The sequence below is a fragment of the Psychroflexus longus genome (assembly GCF_020164595.1).
Taxonomy (GTDB): Bacteria; Bacteroidota; Bacteroidia; order Flavobacteriales; family Flavobacteriaceae; genus Psychroflexus; species Psychroflexus longus.
Genome location: NZ_JAIQZE010000011.1, coordinates 93404 through 112910 on the forward strand (window position 1 = coordinate 93404; position 19507 = coordinate 112910).

The 19507-nt window shown below is 35.2% G+C and carries 20 protein-coding genes; 14 read left to right on the plus strand and 6 right to left on the minus strand.

Annotation, left to right across the window (positions count from 1 at the left end):
• Positions 1-217: 217 nt before the first annotated feature.
• The 5 genes from ychF to LB452_RS10560 all read left to right on the plus strand — a co-directional run bounded on the left by ychF (position 218) and on the right by LB452_RS10560 (position 6922).
• Positions 218-1312: a redox-regulated ATPase YchF gene (gene ychF / locus LB452_RS10540; RefSeq protein ID WP_224461703.1), complete on the plus strand. Its 1095-nt coding sequence runs from the start codon at positions 218-220 to the stop codon at positions 1310-1312.
• Positions 1313-1655: 343 nt separating this feature from the next.
• On the plus strand, positions 1656-2984 hold the full coding sequence (locus tag LB452_RS10545; protein WP_224461704.1) for a DEAD/DEAH box helicase: 1329 nt from the start codon (positions 1656-1658) through the stop codon (positions 2982-2984).
• A gap of 6 nt (positions 2985-2990) precedes the next feature.
• Positions 2991-4310 (plus strand): DEAD/DEAH box helicase, encoded by a 1320-nt coding sequence (locus LB452_RS10550; RefSeq protein ID WP_224461705.1) that lies wholly within the window; start codon positions 2991-2993, stop codon positions 4308-4310.
• Positions 4311-4572: 262 nt separating this feature from the next.
• Positions 4573-6381 carry an ABC transporter ATP-binding protein gene (locus LB452_RS10555; protein ID WP_224461706.1) on the plus strand — a complete coding sequence of 603 codons (1809 nt, stop codon included), beginning with the start codon at positions 4573-4575 and terminating at the stop codon, positions 6379-6381.
• Between the two features lie 94 nt (positions 6382-6475).
• Positions 6476-6922, plus strand: a complete 447-nt coding sequence (locus tag LB452_RS10560; protein WP_224461707.1) for a KTSC domain-containing protein — start codon at positions 6476-6478, stop codon at positions 6920-6922.
• A gap of 125 nt (positions 6923-7047) precedes the next feature.
• On the opposite strand, the gene LB452_RS10565 is transcribed toward LB452_RS10560, so the two are convergent.
• Positions 7048-7788: an acyl-CoA desaturase gene (locus tag LB452_RS10565; RefSeq protein ID WP_224461708.1), complete on the minus strand. Its 741-nt coding sequence runs from the start codon at positions 7786-7788 to the stop codon at positions 7048-7050.
• Between the two features lie 68 nt (positions 7789-7856).
• The gene (locus tag LB452_RS10570) at positions 7857-8426 is read right to left on the minus strand and encodes a Crp/Fnr family transcriptional regulator (protein WP_224461709.1); all 570 of its coding nucleotides are present in this window, start codon (positions 8424-8426) and stop codon (positions 7857-7859) included.
• A 261-nt stretch (positions 8427-8687) separates the two neighbouring features.
• On the opposite strand from LB452_RS10570, the gene LB452_RS10575 reads away from it, so the two are divergent.
• Positions 8688-9413: a class I SAM-dependent methyltransferase gene (locus LB452_RS10575; RefSeq protein ID WP_224461710.1), complete on the plus strand. Its 726-nt coding sequence runs from the start codon at positions 8688-8690 to the stop codon at positions 9411-9413.
• Between the two features lie 110 nt (positions 9414-9523).
• Here LB452_RS10575 and LB452_RS10580 read toward each other — a convergent pair whose 3' ends face one another.
• Positions 9524-10102, minus strand: coding sequence for a DUF4251 domain-containing protein (locus LB452_RS10580; RefSeq protein WP_224461711.1), 579 nt, complete (start codon positions 10100-10102; stop codon positions 9524-9526).
• A 45-nt stretch (positions 10103-10147) separates the two neighbouring features.
• Complete coding sequence (locus tag LB452_RS10585) at positions 10148-11392, minus strand: NAD(P)/FAD-dependent oxidoreductase (RefSeq protein ID WP_224461712.1); 1245 nt, start codon at positions 11390-11392, stop codon at positions 10148-10150.
• Between the two features lie 127 nt (positions 11393-11519).
• On the opposite strand from LB452_RS10585, the gene LB452_RS10590 reads away from it, so the two are divergent.
• On the plus strand, positions 11520-11921 hold the full coding sequence (locus LB452_RS10590) for an arsenate reductase family protein (RefSeq protein WP_224461713.1): 402 nt from the start codon (positions 11520-11522) through the stop codon (positions 11919-11921).
• A gap of 69 nt (positions 11922-11990) precedes the next feature.
• Here the strand turns inward: LB452_RS10590 and LB452_RS10595 are convergent, their stop codons facing one another.
• A complete protein-coding gene (locus tag LB452_RS10595) occupies positions 11991-13952 on the minus strand; it encodes an aconitate hydratase (protein WP_224461714.1) in 1962 nt (653 codons plus the stop codon).
• 134 nt (positions 13953-14086) lie between these two features.
• Between LB452_RS10595 and upp the strand changes: the two genes are divergently transcribed.
• Both upp and LB452_RS10605 read left to right on the plus strand, forming a co-directional pair.
• Positions 14087-14743, plus strand: coding sequence for a uracil phosphoribosyltransferase (upp, locus tag LB452_RS10600; protein WP_224461715.1), 657 nt, complete (start codon positions 14087-14089; stop codon positions 14741-14743).
• 45 nt (positions 14744-14788) lie between these two features.
• Positions 14789-15634, plus strand: a complete 846-nt coding sequence (locus LB452_RS10605; protein ID WP_224461716.1) for an OmpA/MotB family protein — start codon at positions 14789-14791, stop codon at positions 15632-15634.
• 114 nt (positions 15635-15748) lie between these two features.
• On the opposite strand, the gene LB452_RS10610 is transcribed toward LB452_RS10605, so the two are convergent.
• Positions 15749-16186: a DUF2452 domain-containing protein gene (locus LB452_RS10610; protein ID WP_224461717.1), complete on the minus strand. Its 438-nt coding sequence runs from the start codon at positions 16184-16186 to the stop codon at positions 15749-15751.
• A gap of 185 nt (positions 16187-16371) precedes the next feature.
• Here LB452_RS10610 and LB452_RS10615 point away from each other — a divergent pair, with 185 nt between their 5' ends.
• The 5 genes from LB452_RS10615 (at position 16372) to LB452_RS10635 (ending at position 19371) form a co-directional block, all read left to right on the plus strand.
• On the plus strand, positions 16372-16806 hold the full coding sequence (locus LB452_RS10615; protein ID WP_224461718.1) for an FKBP-type peptidyl-prolyl cis-trans isomerase: 435 nt from the start codon (positions 16372-16374) through the stop codon (positions 16804-16806).
• Positions 16807-16913: 107 nt separating this feature from the next.
• Positions 16914-17459 (plus strand): carboxymuconolactone decarboxylase family protein, encoded by a 546-nt coding sequence (locus tag LB452_RS10620; RefSeq protein WP_224461719.1) that lies wholly within the window; start codon positions 16914-16916, stop codon positions 17457-17459.
• Between the two features lie 114 nt (positions 17460-17573).
• The gene (locus LB452_RS10625; protein ID WP_224461720.1) at positions 17574-17960 is read left to right on the plus strand and encodes an alkyl hydroperoxide reductase; all 387 of its coding nucleotides are present in this window, start codon (positions 17574-17576) and stop codon (positions 17958-17960) included.
• Positions 17960-18388, plus strand: a complete 429-nt coding sequence (locus tag LB452_RS10630) for a hypothetical protein (protein ID WP_224461721.1) — start codon at positions 17960-17962, stop codon at positions 18386-18388. Before LB452_RS10625 ends, LB452_RS10630 begins: the two co-directional genes overlap by 1 nt.
• A gap of 116 nt (positions 18389-18504) precedes the next feature.
• On the plus strand, positions 18505-19371 hold the full coding sequence (locus LB452_RS10635; protein WP_224454289.1) for a sigma-70 family RNA polymerase sigma factor: 867 nt from the start codon (positions 18505-18507) through the stop codon (positions 19369-19371).
• The last annotated feature ends 136 nt before the right edge of the window (positions 19372-19507 follow it).

Genomic DNA, 19507 nt, shown 5'->3' on the forward strand with positions numbered 1-19507 from the left:
AGCTTAGCAGTATCAAAATCAGAAGAAAAGGAAAATATGATCTACTGAATTTGATAAAAGTAAAGCTAATGTGAAGTGGCCAAAAAACCTTAGCTTTGCAACTTAAAAAATTTTAAGATTACACACTATGAAATGAGCCATATTCTATAAGTTTATTTTGACTGAAATGAATTTTGGCGAATTACATCTTACAATCTAAAACAAATAATAAAAATAGATGAAAGCAGGAATTGTAGGCCTACCCAACGTTGGAAAATCCACTTTATTTAACTCATTATCCAATGCAAAAGCGCAGAGTGCGAACTTTCCGTTTTGTACGATAGAACCCAATATTGGAGTGGTCAACGTGCCAGATCCGAGGTTGGAAAAGCTAGAGTCGTTGGTAAATCCAGAGCGAGTTGTGCCAGCTACAGTGGAAATCGTTGATATTGCTGGTTTGGTAAAAGGTGCTAGTAAAGGCGAAGGACTTGGTAATCAATTTCTTGGGAACATAAGAGAGACCGATGCAATCTTGCACGTGTTGCGTTGTTTTGACGACGATAATGTTGTGCATGTGGACGGAAATATCGACCCGATTCGGGATAAAGAAACCATCGATATTGAATTACAATTGAAAGATCTGGAATCGGTTGAGAAAAAAATGGAAAAGACTAAACGTGCCGCCAAAACTGGAAACAAAGAAGCGCAGCGTGAAATGGGTGTTTTGGAAGCTCTAAAAATCGGATTGGAAAGTGGAACTTCTGTTCGAGCTTTGGATATTTCGGAAGAAGATCGAGCTGATTACGTAAGGCCTATGCAATTGATCACAGACAAGCCTGTCATGTATGTGTGTAATGTGGATGAGGGTTCTGCCGTAAACGGCAATGCTCACGTGGAACACGTGAGAGAGTCTGTAAAAGGTGAAAATGCTGAAGTCTTGGTTTTAGCTGTTGGCATTGAAGCGGATATCGCTGAATTGGATGATTATGAAGAACGTACCATGTTTCTGGAAGACATTGGTCTGCAAGAAGCTGGGGCTGGAAAATTGATACGTTCGGCGTATAGATTATTGAATCAACAGACCTATTTCACGGCTGGAAAAAAGGAAGTGAGAGCCTGGACTGTAAAAGTTGGAGCGACTGCACCTCAAGCAGCGGGAGTGATTCATACTGATTTTGAACGCGGATTTATACGTGCAGAAGTTATTAAATACGATGATTTTGTAAGTTATGGTAGTGAAGCTAAAGTTCGAGATGCAGGAAAACTGAATGTGGAAGGCAAAGAATATATTGTGAAAGATGGTGATATTATGAATTTTAGATTTAATGTCTAAGTAGGTAGTAGGTTTTAGGTATTGGGCTGTAAGACTGATGACTTTCCCTAAATAGCGTTGACCGTTTTGAACTAAGAATCAGGACTTTTAGATTCAAGTCCAGATCATTCGTGAATTGAAAATCGTGTATTCGGTAAAAAACTAAATTAGTGCATGAAATGACATGAAAGGATAATTAGACACTAAATATTTTTTACGATGATATTTATTCCTGACTTTTTAGCTACCTAATATTCGATTATACGAATACACAACTATACTAAAATTGACAACTAGCTAATTTCATTATTGTCCTGAACGTTTTTAAAGGCTTACAAAGTCTTACCTTTGCAAAAATTTTTTCATGTTAAAGCAGTTTTCAGAATTAGGAATAAATGAGTCATTGCTAAAAAGCTTAGCTGATTTACAGATCACCATACCTACTGATGTTCAGGAGAAAACCATTCTTAATATTTTAAACCAGAGCGAGGACCTCGTCGTTTTATCCAAAACAGGAACAGGAAAAACAGCAGCTTTTGGTTTACCTTTACTTCAGTTACTGAATCAAAAAGCTAGTGAGGTGCAGGTCCTTGTTTTAGCTCCCACTAGAGAACTTGCTCAACAAATTTATAAACAGTTAGAGTCATATGCTAAGTATTTGGATTTACTACAGATGGTCTCTTTAACTGGTGGTACGCCTATAAATCCTCAAATAAAAGAGTTAAAACATGCTCCATCCTTCATAGTAGCTACACCTGGCCGTTTATTGGATCTTGTAGAACGAAAAGCTATAGATTTAAGTCGGATTACACATTTGGTCTTAGATGAAGCGGACGAAATGCTGGTTGCTCTGAAAGCAGAAGTAGATTCAATCATAAAAATGCTTCCTAAATCCAATAGAACTTTTCTTTTTACGGCTACTCTTTCGGGAAGAGTTAAGCAAGTGGTACACGACTTCATGTCTTCGAATGCATTGCAAATTGAAGTAGGGATGTCTACTAAAGGCCATCAAGGGATTGAGCACCAATATGTTGTTGTTGAGCCAATAGAGAAATTGGAGGTGTTATTGCATTTTTTAAATTCTAGGGCTAGGCAGCGGGGGATTATTTTCTGTAAAACTAAAGCAGCTGTAAACAAATTGGCAAAAAAGTTAGCCATAAATAAATTTTCATCAGGTGCTATTCACGGAAGTCTCACTCAAGGAATAAGAGATCGTATTTTAGGACAATTCAGAGAAGGGCATATTGATATTTTGATCGCTACTGATTTAGCTGCTCGCGGCATTGATATAAAAGCAGTTTCTTTTGTGGTCAATTACCATTTGCCCGATACTTATGATGCTTATGTTCACAGAAGCGGACGTACGGCTAGAGCAGGAGCAGAAGGACTTTCTTTGACTATTTTACAACAAGATGAAGTCTTAGAGGTAGCTGAATTTGAAAAGGAATTAGGAATAAAGTTCAATGAAATAAAAAAAGCAGATCCTCAAAGTCTTGAGGAAAACAATACTTTATTATGGGCTAAAAAAATATTCAAAACCAAACCCAATCGGGAGATTTCAGCTGAATTTAAAGAAAAGATCCATTCAGTATTTCATCATTTAACCAAAGAAGAACTCATTGATAAGATACTTGCTTATCAGTTAGGTCAATCTAAGACTGAGCATACAAAAACAGAACCTTCAAAAAAATAATATTCAATGGCAAATTCAATAAAGTCTCAGGAAGAAATTCTGCAAAAACTAAATATTCAGTCTTTAAATCCTATGCAGGCTGAAGCTATCCCTTTAATTGAAAATAAGGCAAATACCCTGCTTTTGTCTCCAACTGGAACCGGAAAGACTTTGGCGTTTTCATTACCTGTTTTGAATAGTTTGAATCCAGAGTCTAAAGATGTTCAGGCTTTAATATTGGTGCCTTCCAGAGAACTCGCCATTCAAATAGAACAAGTGATTCGCTCGATGGGTTCAGGTTACAAAGTCAATGCGGTTTATGGAGGAAGACCTGTTTCCAAAGATAAAATTGAAATCAAACATAATCCCGCTATTCTTATAGGAACTCCAGGACGAATTCTGGATCATTTTAATCGTGATCAATTTTCTAAAGAAAGTATCGAAACACTAATTCTGGATGAATTTGATAAATCCCTGGAAGTGGGTTTTGAAGAAGACATGAAAGCGATCATAAATCAGTTGCCAAATCTTAACAGACGAGTATTGACTTCAGCAACTCAAGGGGTGAAAATTCCAAATTTCGTTGGTTTGGATCAACCTAATGTCATCAACTATTTAGATAGAAAAATCAATTCTAAGCTGAGTCTTAAAACTGTAGTTTCGCCCTCTCAGAATAAGCTAAAAACTTTGGTGGAGTTGGTTCGGCATCTGGGCAATAGTCAGGGTATTGTTTTCTGTAATTTGAGAGATAGCATTGACGAAGTGAGTAGGTATTTAAGTCAAAATAATATAAGTCATACTTGTTTTTCTGGGTTAATGGAGCAAAAAGACCGGGAGCGAGCTTTGATCAAATTCAGAAACGGAAGTTCACAGCTATTAGTGGCAACCGATCTTGCAGCTCGAGGAATCGATATTCCTGAGATGCAATTTATTATCCATTATGAACTCCCACGTCACGAGGAAGAATTCATTCACAGAAACGGGAGAACAGCAAGAGTCAATGCTGAAGGAACTGCGTATATTTTAAAATGGGAACGCGAGGCTTTACCTGAATTTATTAATGAGGTTGAAAAAGCGGATATTTCTAAAAAAACTACTCTAAAACCCAGACACTGGGAAACCCTGTTTGTTTCTGGAGGTCGAAGAGACAAAATTTCAAAAGGAGATATTGCAGGATTATTCTTTAAGCAAGGCGGGCTCAATAAGGATCAGTTAGGGACTATAGAGTTGAAACCAGACTGTGCATTTGTTGGTGTTCCATCAAAAATGGCTGATGCCTTAGTAGATAAATTAAACAACTCCAGATTGAAAACTAAAAAAGTCCGCATCAGGATTCTTGATTCATAATTGATTTTAAGAAGCAAGACTGTTAGATACAAGGCATCTGAGAATCGGTAAACTGAATGTGGAAGATGTGATTAAATTTAATTACTTAGTTTTTGAGTTGTTGAGTTTTTGAACAAATAATTAGTCGGTTAATTGAATTTTATTTTTCCTTAAAGATGTATCAAAACATAAAGTAAAGTTGAAATGCTCTTGACTTTCATACCTTTGCCATAGGCTTTGTGTTCTTTGCTTTAAATTTCACAATACAATTGATAATCCATTTATGGCTAAACCACGCAATAAAAAAAGCAATTTTTCTTCTTTAAAGTTTGTTCCCAGATTTTTAGGAAAAGTCTACAGAACCAATCCTGGGCTTTTTATTGCTAATGTGATTTTGAGATTGCTCAAATCTTTAATTCCAATTGCGCTGCTATGGGTAGGGAAGGAAATCATTGATGAAGTCATCTTTCAGGTTGACCTGGATACAAAAGAATTAAATCGCTTGTATTGGCTTATCGGTATTGAATTGTTTTTGGCGATTATTAGTGACGTTTTCAATAGATTAATCGGTCTTACCGATGGATTGCTCGGCGATTTATATTCCAATTCTTCTTCTATAGAATTAATTCAGAAAACGGCTAAAGTGGAACTGGCAAGTCTGGAAGATTCTGAATTTTACGACAAACTTGAACGTGCCAGACAACAAACGACGAGTCGGGTCACTTTAATGTCAAATGTCTTGTCACAAATTCAAGATATCATTACCATTATTTCTTTAATTTCCGGACTGATTTATTTTTATCCTATTCTGATTTTGCTGCTCGTTATTTCAATTATTCCGTCATTTATTAATGAGTTAAAATACAGTCAGTCGACTTATTCTCTTCAAAAAAGCTGGACGCCAGAACGCCGCGAATTGGACTATATGCGAATGATTGGGGCCAGTGATATTACAGCCAAAGAGATCAAATTGTTTGGTTTAGCTGATTTTATCAGCAATACGTTTAAACGAATTTCCGATAAGTATTATTTAGCCAACCGAAAGCTAGCTATCAAAAAAAGCTTGTGGGGTGGAACCTTCCATATTTTAGGAGATCTGGCCTATTATGGAGCTTATATATTTATAGTTTTGAAAGCTGTTGCTGGGTTTGTTACTATTGGAGATTTAACCTTTTTGGCAGGTTCGTTCAGTCGACTGAGAGGTCAACTGCAAACTGTGTTTTCCCGATTTTCCAACATTACCCAAAGTGCAATGTACCTTCAGGATTACTTCGAATTTGTGGATATGGATTTCAGCAATACTAGTTCAGATTCTTTTAGAGAAGCTCCTACAGAGTTTAAAGATCGCATTCGTTTTGAAAACGTAAGTTTTCGCTATCCACAATCCGAAAAAAATGTATTGAACTCAATTTCTTTTGATTTACTAAAAGGAGAGAAATTAGCCTTGGTAGGGGAGAACGGGGCTGGAAAAACTACTTTGATTAAATTACTTCTTAGATTGTACGAGCCGACGGAAGGACAGATTTTGATGGACGGAGTTCCCGTGCAAGAGTATCGCAAGCAAGATTATCAAAAAATGCTGGGCGCTATTTTTCAGGATTTCGTCAAGTATTACTTAACGGCAAAAATTAATATTGCGGTTGGCAATATTGATGAAGAACACAATACTGAAAAAATCAAAAACGCTGCAGTACAAAGTTTGGCCAATGACGTGATCGAGAGTTTACCCGAGGGCTACGAACAAGGTTTAGGGCGCCGATTCAAAAAAGGCGCAGAGCTATCCGGCGGGCAATGGCAAAAGATCGCTTTGGCACGAGCCTACATGTCTGATGCGCCGATTATTATTTTAGATGAACCCACTTCAGCACTAGATGCTAGGGCAGAATCTGAAGTTTTTCAGCGATTTATTGCCTTAACCGAAGACCGCACTAGTATCATTATTTCTCATCGCTTTTCAACTGTTAGAATGGCTGATCGGATTTTAGTACTTCAAGGCGGAGAGATTTTGGAAATGGGAACGCATGAAGAACTTTTAGCTAACCCACAATTGTATGCTGAATTGTATGAATTACAGGCAGAAGGTTACCGCTAAAAACAAGGCTTAAGATTATATTTTCAAGACTTTAAAATAGATGTATTTCAGGCGTTATTTAGTCGTAATTTTGCAGACTTAAATATTTTTAGTGATGAAGCGAATTAATGAATACAAAAAACTCTTTGGAGTTGAGAATACAATTGAGTTAAAGCCATTGAAAAAGGCTTACAGAGACCTAGTAAAAGAATGGCATCCCGATAAATTTCAGGCAGGTGACGATCGTCAAGCTGAAGCTGAAATTCAAAGTAGAAGAATTATTGACGGTTATCACTTTCTCGTTAGTATTGCACCGGAAACCATTTCAGCCAATGCAGAACAATATGCAGAATCTATTAATTCTGGCATCGCAGACTTTCAACATAAAGGCATGTTATTAGAAATTACCTTTATGGATGGCGTGACTTACGAATACTTCGGAGTTTCAAAACCCGTTTTTATAAAAATGATCAACAGCAATAAGCTAAATCGCTTTGCCAAGCGATCTATTTATCCTAATTATATATTTAGGATGGCCAAACGTGAAAATGTAGAAGCATAACCTAATAACTTAGTTTTACATACAAAACAATTAAAAAAATCACTAGTGTTTATCTAGTGATTTTTTGTTTATAGAACTCAAACGTTTTAAACTATACGGCTATGACAATACTACAAAGGTGAATTTCAATTTTTAATCTTAATTGGTTTCAATTGGATCAACCCAAGAAAATCTAAAACACGAATAATAAGATAAGTAATGTCGATTTCGTGCCATTTTTCTCCAAAATTAGCGCTGCTAGCATGTTTATGATGATTGTTATGATAACCTTCACCCATCATTAAGAAATCAAAGGGAAAAAGGTTTTTACTGGTATTTTTCATTTGATGATTTACATAACCAAAGATGTGTCCAAACCAGTTGATGATCACGCCATGGATAGGTGCCATCATGAATGTGATAGGCAATAAAGCCCATTCCCACCAGGTTGTGGCGAAAAATGCGAAAAATGCTATATAAGCAGCTACCCACAACAAACGCGACACTCGTGAACTAGCAAACAGATCAAAACCTTTCCACTGTGGAATATTTTTGGTGAATTTTGAATCCACTTCTACTTGTTGGGTATTGATGTCCTGATATATGGTTTTTGTTTTCCACATCATAGCAAATAAATTAGTATCGTGAGAAGGGGAGTGAGGATCCTTTTCGGTATCGGTATAAGCGTGATGCATGCGATGCATAATGCCATAGCCATAAGCACTTAAGTAACTTGGACCTTGAAAAATCCAAGTCAATACATAAGTTACACGTTCCATAGCTTTTGACATGGTAAAGACCTGATGCGCCGCGTATCGATGCAAAAAGAACGACTGGAAAAATAAACCTCCGTACCATAGCACGGTTACGAACAGAAGAATCCACATAATTTTTTTTAACAAAGGTAGGCTGAAGACTATCCTTAAACAATGAACCCAAGTCAATAAAATAAGTGTTATAAGCGCTTTCGAATGCGGCTTAAAGCTTGAGAAGTAACGCCGATGTAAGAACTGATGTATTTCAAAGGCACTTCTTGCAAAAGTTCTGGTCGTTCTTTAAATAAATTCAAATAACGTTGTTCTGCAGATAAATTGAGAAGGTGTTGTTCTCGTTTGGATTTGATCAAAAATAACTGTTCTGCAGTAAGTCGACCAATAAGGTTCCCGAGTTGTGTATGCTTGTATACCAACTGCAAATCCTCGTAAGTGATGCTCAGCATTTTTGTAGCTGCAAGCGCTTGTAATTGATAGGCGGAAGGTTTTTGCGTCAGAAACGAGTCATAAGCGCTGACAAATTCATCTTTAAAACAAAATCCAAAAGTAATTTCTTTGGCTGGATCTTCTTTGGGGATATATAAACGCACCACACCAGATTCTATGAATGAAATATGATTCTCAACCTCATTGAGTTTCAGAAACACAGATTTTTTTTGAAAATAACGCGGTTTCAATTTGGAGGTAAAATAATCCCAATCTTCATCTGAGATATCTACCAATCGATCTAAATAAGCTTTTATCTGTTCCAAAAGTTAACTTAAAAATGAATAAAAAGCGAATATATATTCTAAAAATTTATCTTGCAGAATCATTAACATATTTACTTGGATTTTGTGAATTGTAAAAAGCCAATTGAACCAGTTTTTTTTTGCAATCCCTTCTGCATTCATGACTTTGATTAAGCATAGAATCTTAATATTTCACCGTAATAAATAAATTTTAATTCACATTTATAGTATGCTTAATAAGCCTTAGGCGAATAGTTCTTAATTTAGAGGAAAACTTAAAATATGAAGCTTCAGAAAATAGTCTTTTCATTTTTATTATTGACTTTGATATTGCCAGTCAATTCATGCCATAGTCAAAACGATTCCAATGGATCTGTTTATACTTTCAAAAGTGGGAGTTTTGACGGCATTGGAAAATGGTATAAAGGTCGTGAAATCTCCCATGTGATGGGCTATCAGGGCATGTCCTGGCTGGAACGTTCTGAGCGGGAACAGGAAGAAGAAACCAGCACGCTTTTAAAAAATATGAATTTAAAATCCAAGGATGTAGTGGCCGATATTGGCGCGGGTTCGGGTTATCATGTGTTTAAAATAGCGCCAAAAGTAAGTGAAGGTAAAGTTTATGCCGTGGACATACAACAGGAGATGCTGAATGCCATGGAGAAAAAGAAAAACAGGCTTAATCAAACTAACATTGAATTGATTAAAGGCACTGAAAAAAGCACTAAGTTACCTGAAAATGCAGTAGATAAAGTCTTGATGGTGGATGTGTACCACGAGTTTGAGTTTCCTGTAGAAATGATGGCTTCCATAAAAAGAGGTTTAAAACCGAACGGTAAAATCTATTTGATAGAATACCGGGCTGAAGATCCACAAGTGCCGATTAAACGTTTACACAAAATGTCAGAAGCTCAGGCCGTCAAGGAAATGAGAGCTGCTGGTTTTGAACTGATCGAAAATATTGATAATCTGCCGTGGCAGCATTGCATGGTGTTTGGAATGAAATAAAATTGATTAATGACTAACACTTCAAATCTCTATACCTTACATTTGTATTATAATTTATATTATGTAAAATAGAAGTTACCTGAATTTGAAGTTTCTTTCCTAATCTTTATCTACTCTTCTTTAGGAACTTTTAATATATTAACTGAGCCTTCATAACGCATTGGAAAACGTTGTGAACTATTGATGTTGATAGTTCCTTTTAGGCTTGGATAAATTGTTAAATTAACCTGATAGCTTTCAGAATCTTCCCTGATGTTAAAATTCACCTGATAATGATCTTTTTTATCATATTTAGTAATCTTTAAATCTTTAGGGATACCCTTAAATTCAATCCCTGTATTTGAGTTATAGCCGCCTCCAAACTGTCGTTCACCAAAAAATGGTAAATTGGCTGTTACAGTATCTCCCTCAAATTTAAAAACCGCTGAGGATCCTTGTAAATTGATTTGTGATGCGTTATCTCCAGGCCTAAACAATCCCGCATTGGCCAATTGGGTTAAAGAATTTGTTGGCAGTGGTCTAGCGAATCGTAAATCAAACTCAAAGTATTTATCTTGTAAGAGCTGCTCCAATCTTTCATTTTCTTCGGCTGTAGCATCTCGGGAAATTCCGCAGGAAGCAATTATAAAACTTAGCAATAGAATTACTAAACTTTTGATCTTTATCTGGTTACTTAACTTTACTTTCATCTTCAATTTTCATTTAATAGTTCAAGTATAATGCCGAATTCTGAGCTAGCCTAAGTTAATGATTCCATCTTTTATTTTTGCAATTACTGCTTGAGCTGCAGATTCACCATTTAGCATTGCTGCATTAATGGAGCCGTTCGCCAGATGGTCACCTGCTAAAAATACCTGATCCTTTAATTGAGTTTCAGACTTTGGTAACATATAATTGACGGATTGCATTATTGGTAGGGCCTTTTCAATGTGATAAAATTGCTTAAATTCTATGGTATCAATACCAGCAAAGGTTTTCAGATCCTTTGTGATTTTAGATTTCAAATCCTCCATCGATAGGTGATGTGGTTTAACAATACTTACCGACAACAGGTGCTCATCAGCATTGGTTTTTGAGGTGTAATATATATTGTTTACTAATGATTCCTCATCTGCAATAAGTGCTATCATTGGTTCTTTAAAAACGCGTTGTTTGACAGATACATAAAAATTATCAACACTTTTCCAGAGGGTTTGCTGATTGTTCAGGTTTGATATCAACTGGGATGCTTCTGTTGCAACAATTACAAAATCAAAATCTTCTTCTTTTCCATTTTCAAACTTAATTTTTTGATCCTGAATTGATTTTACAGGGGTATTAAAGTGAGTCTTTGTGTGTTTGAGCTGAGCCATCAATTGATTGGGAATGGCTTGAATTCCTTTTTTTGGAATGGCGGTACTGCCCTCACCAAACATTTTATAGACAAATTCAAATTTGCGGGACGACGTTTTTAATTCGTGTTCCAGAAAAATTCCTGTAAAAAAAGGTTTGAAGAAGTTACGGATAATGTCCTCGGAAAACCCATAATCCTTTAAGTACTGTAGAGTAGTCTTTTCTTTAGCTAGAAAAATGTCATCAAATGATTTCTTTTTTAGTTCTGTATTTAGCTTAAGCACCTTGAGTTTATCCGCTACACTACCAATTTTTGAGGTGAGAGTTGGCCATAATAAACTTAACCGTCTTAGTGGATCTCCTATCTTGTCTTGTTTTCCATTATTGTATATGATGGCACCAGGGTAAAAATGCTGCAACTGCAGTAAATCATAGTCCAGGTATTTTTGAGTAGCCGGATACTGTGTTAACAGAACTTGAAATCCATGATCAAAAGTATAGCCTTCTTTATAATCGGTTTTCACACGTCCCCCTACCCGATCTGTTGCTTCAAATAATTCTGGTTTAAACCCTGCTTGTTCTAAATTTATTGCGGCTACAAGTCCGCTAAGACCTGCACCTACTATTGCTATTTTCTGATCCTGCATTTATATTTCTTTTGTTGGTAAGTTCAAAAAACTAAGTGTTTTAAACCTCAAAATATTCCTAAATATTATTAGACCCTTTGATTAATGACTATTTTAGAAAAAAATATTAACCATCAGTAACAAAGATATGGGAGTCATAGCAAAAAATGATAGAGAATTAAAACTATATTATCATCCAGATAATAGAATTGCAAAACAGAGCATTGCTGTAGCAGAGGCTACCAAAGCAGATAAAGTTTTGATTAATCTGGAAGAAGTCAAGCTTACAGAAACTCAATGGGCGGAAATCGCTACATTATTGGATAAAAATCCTTCAGAATTGATAAATACAGATCACTCCTTAGTCAAAGAAACTTTAAGTGACAATCCTGAATTAGATGAGAATCAGGCTTTAAAAATTTTAACTCACAATCCACAGGTTTTATTGCATTCAATAGCTATGCGTGGTAAAAAAGTTATTGAAGTAGAAGGTATCAATGATTTAATGAAATTGCAGGAAATGGATTCTAAAGATGCTAAGCTTCCTTAGATTTTAATGTTTAAAATTTAAAAAGCGCTCATTTGAGCGCTTTTTTTTGTTTGAGAAATAACAGATAATCTAGAGTTTTTCTTTAAAATCGTTTATGATTCCACCTTTTATTAAAATATCAATTTGTCTTCCACTAAGGGTATGTTTGGTTGTAATCGCTTTCGTTTCACCATTAGCTTTATGAATTAAAACTTCAATTGGTTTGTTTGATTTTACTGAGTTGATAACATCTTTAAGTTCAATATCATCCCCTTGATCTATTAACTCATAGTCTGAATCTTTATCAAATTCTAAAGGTAAAATTCCAAAATTCACTAGGTTTTGCCAGGCAATCCTTGCGTAACTTTTCGCAATGACGGCAACTTGTCCAAGGTATTTTGGTGCTAAAGCAGCATGCTCACGACTAGAGCCTTGAGCGTAATTTTCTCCAGCGACAACTATATGACCTCCTCTGGAATCTTTTGTTTCCATGGCTCTATCATAAAAAGTATCATCAATCACAATGTATGAATATTTACTTATTTCTGGCAAATTACTTCTGAAAGGCAAAACTTCTGCTCCTGCTTTTAAAATTTCATCAGTAGAAATATTATCGTTCATCTTGAGTAAAACTGGAACTTTATAAGATTCCTGAAGTTCAGGTATTTCAGGTAAAGTTTTTATGTTCGGCCCTTTTTCAAGTTCAGTAGTCTCACTATCGTCTACTGGAGCTACAAGCATATCTGTATTTATAATTTCATAAATTGGATATTCGAATTTTGGATACTTCATGCCAAATTCTTTTTCCAAATCTCTGGGATCTGTAATCTTACCCATGAGCGCAGAGGCTGCAGCGGTTTCTGGACTACAGAGATAAACTTGATCATCTTTAGTTCCACTTCGATCTGGGAAATTACGAGGCATTGTTCTTAGGCTGATAGTGCCGCTGGCTGGTGCTTGTCCCATACCGATGCATCCCATACAGCCAGATTGGTGAAATCTTGCTCCGGACTTGATCAGATTACCAAATGTTTTGTTTTCAATCATGTTTTGCATGATTTGTCTGGAAGTCGGATTGATGTCAAAACTGACCTCAGGACTTACACTTTTATCCTTTACAATAGCGCTTGCTATCCAGAAATCTCGTAATCCTGGGTTTGCAGATGATCCAATGACCACCTGGCTTATCGGTTTACCCGCAACTTCAGAAACTGGAACAACATTACCAGGGCTCGTCGGTAGAGCTATAAGAGGTACAAGATTATCCAAGATTATTTCTTCATGAAAATCATACTCACAACCCTCATCGGCAAGTAATTCTGTCCAGTCCTCTTCCCTATTTTGAGATTTTAAAAAGCGTTTAGTCTCTTCATCACTCGGAAAAACTGTTGTTGTCGCACCGAGCTCAGCGCCCATATTTGCTATAACATGGCGATCCATCGCACTTAATTCTTTAAGTCCGTCACCATAATATTCAATGACTTTTCCTACTCCTCCTTTGACGTCGTGCCGCCTGAGCATTTCTAAAACAACGTCTTTTGCACTCACCCAATCTGGAAGTTTACCAGTAAGCTTTACTCCCATTACTTTAGGCATTTTTACAAAATAAGGCTGACCGGCTATTGCAGCAGCAACATCAAGACCTCCAGTACCGATAGCCAACATACCTAAAGACCCTGCAGCGCAAGTGTGAGAGTCGGATCCAACCATTGTCTTTCCCGGCTTTCCAAAACGCTCCATGTGAACAGGATGGCTTACACCATTTCCAGGACGGCTGAACCATAGCCCAAATCGCTGTGAAGCAGACTTTAAGAATTTATGATCATCTGCGTTTTTATAATCTGTCTGGAGGAGGTTATGATCTACATATTGAACAGCAACTTCAGTTTTTGCTTTATCCAAGTTCATTGCTTCAAGCTCCAACTGTACAAGTGTACCTGTTGCATCTTGCAAAAGTGCTTGATCTATTTTTATACCAATCTCTTTACCAGCTTTCATATCGCCTTCTAAAAGATGAGATTGAATTAGTTTCTGAGTAACATTATTTGACATGATATTTCTTGATTAAAATTAATCTATAATTTACAAATTATTGAACAACTCTAAATTTGAATTAACAAATTTTAAACTCTTAACTTCAATTGGTAACTACGTATAAAATAAATTACTTTTAAGGAAAAATAGTTATGAAAATTCATGATATAAGTAAAAACAATTCAATTTTAAATCATTTTTTACATCAAATTCGAGATAAGTCTATTCAGAATGATAGAATGAAATTCCGAAGAAATATTGAACGTATCGGTGAAATTTTAAGTTATGAAATGAGTAAAACTTTAGAATTTCAAACCAAAAAATTTCTTACTCCTTTGAGTGCTTCGACTTATGAAAGCTTAAACGAAGAAATTGTGGTTTGTTCGATTTTGAGGGCAGGTATACCACTACATAACGGAGTTTTAAATTATTTTGACGATGCTGACAATGCTTTTGTTTCTGCGTTTAGAAAGCAATCTGAAACTTCAGAAGATGATTTTGACATAGCCGTAGAATACCTGTCATCTCCTAGTCTATATGGAAAAACATTAGTTTTGGTTGATCCAATGCTTGCTACAGGACTTTCTATGCTCAATGTTTTAAAAGCTCTTAAAAAGGTTGGTACACCCAAATCAATACACATATTATCTGTTATTGGAACTCAGCCAGGAATTGATTTGATTAGTAATTACCTCCCAGAAGATACACACCTATGGATAGGTTCTATAGATGAACGATTGAATGAAAAAGGGTATATTATTCCAGGATTAGGTGATGCAGGAGATCTTGCTTATGGAAAAAAAATGTAGGAATTCTTAAAAAATTAATTACATTTATCTCAAAACTAACTACTTATGACCAAAATTGCTACTATTTCAGTTTTATTTGCTGTTTTAATGTCAGCTTGTGTTTCTAAAAAGAAATTTAATCAAGTTGAAAATCAAAGAACAGCTCTTCAAGAAGAAATTTCAAATTTAAAATCCGATCGCGATGAGTGCAATGATAATTACACAAACCTTCAGGATGAAGTGATGTCTTACAAACAAAAGATCGCTCAATTACAAGGCGATTCTGAAGACAAAATTGAACTTACTGAAAGTGGTCAGGTCGTTTCTGAAAACACAAAATCTAATGTAAGAAGAGTTTTTTCCAAAATGCCGGTTGACCAGCGTTCTGAAGCTAAAACACTTGAAGATTCTATCAATATGGCTGTGGGTTACAATATCAAGTCCAACCTTTTAGTACAAATGAAAGATGAAGATCGAGTTGCTGACGAAGCCATTGAAGTCAGTGTTGCAGAACCTGTTGTAAGAATAACTCTTACAGATAAAGTTTTGTTCAAGAGTGGAAGTTATTGGGTTGATAAAAAAGCATACAACTTATTGGCAAGAATTGCAGAAGTGATAAATTCTGAACCGAACATGGATATACGTGTGGAAGGACATGCTGATGATTTGAAATTAGCGGAATCCTCTTATATAGTTGATAACTGGGACCTAAGCATAAGAAGAGCTGCTTCAGTTGTGAGAACTTTGGAAGATAAGTTTGAGGTTAGTGGGGATAGATTGATTGCTTCAGGAAGATCACATTATAAGCCTATAGCAGATAATTCTACTGAAGAAGGAAGAGCGAAGAATAGAAGAACTACTATCTTATTATTACCTAAGATCGATAGGTATATGCAAATTCTTGAAAAATAATTTGCTTTAACATAGAAAAGCCTGCTTAGTTTTTACCAAGCAGGCTTTTCTTTTACAACAAACTTACTTATTAGCTATAAGTATCTTACAGAAAGTCTGTCTCTTTGTATCAAATTATTTATTTAAAAGCTTATTGTTATTCTTAGAATCTAACCGTATCCACATTTTATCTTCATTTAATTTAAAGCTCCCTTTAAATTTAAAGTTACATTCATTTGGAGAAATAATTGATAAAAAAATATTTTCATCTTTCTTCTCGTATAAGTGGTAAGTTTGACCCACAATAGGTTCGAAACTAAATTCAGCACTATAAATCAAATTATTATATTCGAATTGAGCCATCAACTTTTCATATTGATTTTTCAGTTCCTCATATTCAGTTTTAATTTGATGATTTACTTTACTTACATTAGAATTCTTCCATCCTGTTAAGTCTGTAGGAGTGATTTTTGGAGCCCCTGAATTTGTTGCATAAGGCAAAAGACCAGCTTCGTACTTCTCGGTATTTTCATTATAAACGACCTGATCTGGCTTTTTTGAATTAACTCCCATAAAACATTTAATTAATTTGAGACGAAATTAAATTCAATTACAACAACATGGCACCTAGCTAAGGTTAAAATTCCTTTAAAATACTGAATTAAACCCCTATAAAATTGGCTCTGGAATCTTAAATATTACCTTTGTATCGAATTTAAATAGAAATCTAATTAATTAGAAATCAATAAATTAAAATTATGAGTCAAGTTAAAGAAAAAGACACAGTAAAAGTACATTATACTGGAAAGTTAGCTTCAACAGGCCAAGTATTCGACAGTTCTTTGGAAAGAGAACCTATTGAATTTACATTAGGTGAAGGAACAATTATTCCGGGATTTGAAACTGGTGTTCTTAACATGAAAGAAGCAGAGAAGAAAACTATTGAAATACCTAAGGAAGAAGCTTACGGAGAAGTAAGAAAAGATCTCTTCCAACAAGTCGGTAAAGATCAACTTCCAGAAGAAATAAAGCCAGAAGTAGGTATGGGATTAGTGTCTCAAAATCCTGATGGAACAGAACGTCAATTAAGAGTTGCAGAAGTAAATGATGACCATATTGTTGTTGATGCAAATCATCCACTTGCTGGACACGACCTAACATTTGAACTCGAATTAGTTGAAATAAAAAGCTAATTCGAACTCAATCAATTACACTTTATAGCCGTTACAATTTTGTAACGGCTTTTTTTGTACAATAATCTTGCGGCACTGGACTAATTTATCAACTTAAAAATATACACATGAAACTTTTAGAAATAAGCGAAGCAAAAGAACCAGCAAAAAGTATTTTGGAAGCCACAAAAGATAAAATGGGTGCAATTCCAAATATGTTTAGGATAATGGCCAACAATCCTTCTTTACTTGTTGCATACACCAAAGCTGATGAGACGTTCAGAAACGACTCTGGTTTTACTTCTCAGGAACAAGAAGTGATTTTGCTATCTGTTGCTGTTTACAACAAGTGCACCTACTGTGTAGCTGCACATAGTTTTATTGCGAAGAATCAAAGTCATGTATCCATTGAAGTTTTAGAAGCTTTGCGCAATCAAAACGACTTACCAGATTCTAAACTTGATGCACTTTCAAAATTTGCGATCTCAGTAGCCAAGGAAAGAGGCTATCCTACAGATACAGCTATAAAAGAATTTGAAAATGCGGGTTATAAAGATGAACATATTGCTGGAGTTATAACGGGTGTAGGCATGAAAACCATGAGTAATTATATGAATCATATTGCTGAAACTGAAGTTGACACTATGTTTGCAGAATTTAATTGGGAAAATTAGTTTTTAAAATCAACTTCAATAAAAAAGAGCGCTCAACAATTAAGTTTAGCGCTTTTTAATTAATTTCAAATAATATTTAATCTTGTTTATGACTGCTTGAGTATTTTTGTCAACATGAAATTAACATTACAATTAGCAGCCATTTATAATTTACTTTGGGGAGCTTGGGTAGTTATATTTCCAAATCACTTTTTCCAGCTTGTTGGCATGGAACTTCCCTCCCAGCCTATGATTTGGCAAGGAATGGGTATGGTCATAGGTGTTTATGGTTTGGGATATTGGTGGGCTTCTCATAACCCATTAAGACACTGGCCTATTGTTGCAGTAGGTTTTCTGGGTAAGATATTCGGTCCTTTAGGTTTTGTATTCAATTACTATGAAGGAAAAGTGCCTTTCGAATTTTTCTATACATTGATCACAAATGACTTTGTCTGGTGGATTCCTTTTTTCATAATTTTGAAAAAAGTTCATCAGGACTATAATTGGAAACTTTCAGATTAATGAATATCCTACTCGATAATATCCATATATTAAGAATGATCGCTGATTTTGGACTCGTTGTTCTTATTTGGATGGTTCAGCTTATCGTTTATCCGGGGTTTTCATTCTATACCAATGCCGATTTGCTTAAATGGCATAAATACTACACTCCAAAAATTACAATTGTTGTTGCTCCAATGATGTTTATCCAAATGGGATTAGCCTTATACATTTCTTTATTTGAATTCTCCATTGCTAACTTAATTTATGGGTTGCTCGTGATTTCAACCTGGTTAACAACCTTCACTTATTTTGTTCCGTTGCATCAAAAAATTGAAAAAAATCAAGACATCAAAATTTCAGCTAACAAATTGACAACAGGAAACTGGGTGAGAACCTTTCAATGGACTTTTATCTTTATTTACGGTGTATTTTTATTTTATTCTTAATTATATAATAAAATACTGAATTTGATGTACTTATAAGGCAACATAACTTGACTTTCCCAGTTTAATGTTGTATTATAGCAAGATTTCAGTTATTAACTATTATATAAAAATTATATATGAGACAGCTTAAAATTACCAAACAAGTCACCAATCGTGAATCTAAGTCCCTTGACAAATATCTTCAAGATATAAGTAAAGTAGACTTAATTACTGCTGAAGAAGAGGTGGAGTTAGCTCAGCGTATTAGAGAGGGCGATCAGGCGGCTTTGGAAAAATTAACTAATGCCAATTTAAGGTTTGTCGTCTCAGTTGCAAAACAATATCAAAATCAAGGCTTAAAACTTCCTGATTTAATTAATGAAGGAAACGTTGGTCTGGTAAAAGCAGCCAAGAGATTTGATGAAACTCGTGGTTTCAAATTTATATCTTATGCTGTATGGTGGATTAGACAATCTATCTTACAAGCACTTGCTGAACAATCCCGTGTCGTAAGACTTCCTCTCAATAAGATTGGGGTTATCAATAAAATAAACAAGACCTTTTCACATTTAGAACAAGTGAATGAGCGTCCACCTTCTGCGATCGAAATTGCTAAAGAATTGGACATGAGTGAGTCACAAGTTAAAGTAGCTCTTAAAAATTCTGGACGACACCTTTCTATGGATGCACCATTTAAAGAAGGTGAAAATGATTCCAATCTTTATGATGTTTTAAGTTCTGCAGAATCCCCTACTCCAGACGATCAATTGATGAGAGATTCATTGAGCATTGAAATTAACAGAGCTCTTGAAACATTATCTCAACGTGAAGCTGATGTCATCCGTTTGAACTACGGAATTGGAAATCAGCCAGCAATGACCTTACAGGAAATAGGCGATACTTTTGACTTAAGTAGAGAAAGAGTAAGACAAATAAGAGAAAAAGGCATTAGAAGATTGAAGCATCAATCTAAAAATAAAATGCTTAAAAAATATTTAGGATAAAATCTAAGATTTTGTCTCGTCCTAAATAACCGATACAGATTATTAGACATTAAATTTATAATTTAAACCTTAACGATGCTAGCATCGTTAAGGTTTTTTGATTTATACGATTTTCTTTTGAGTTTGTTTTGCTTGT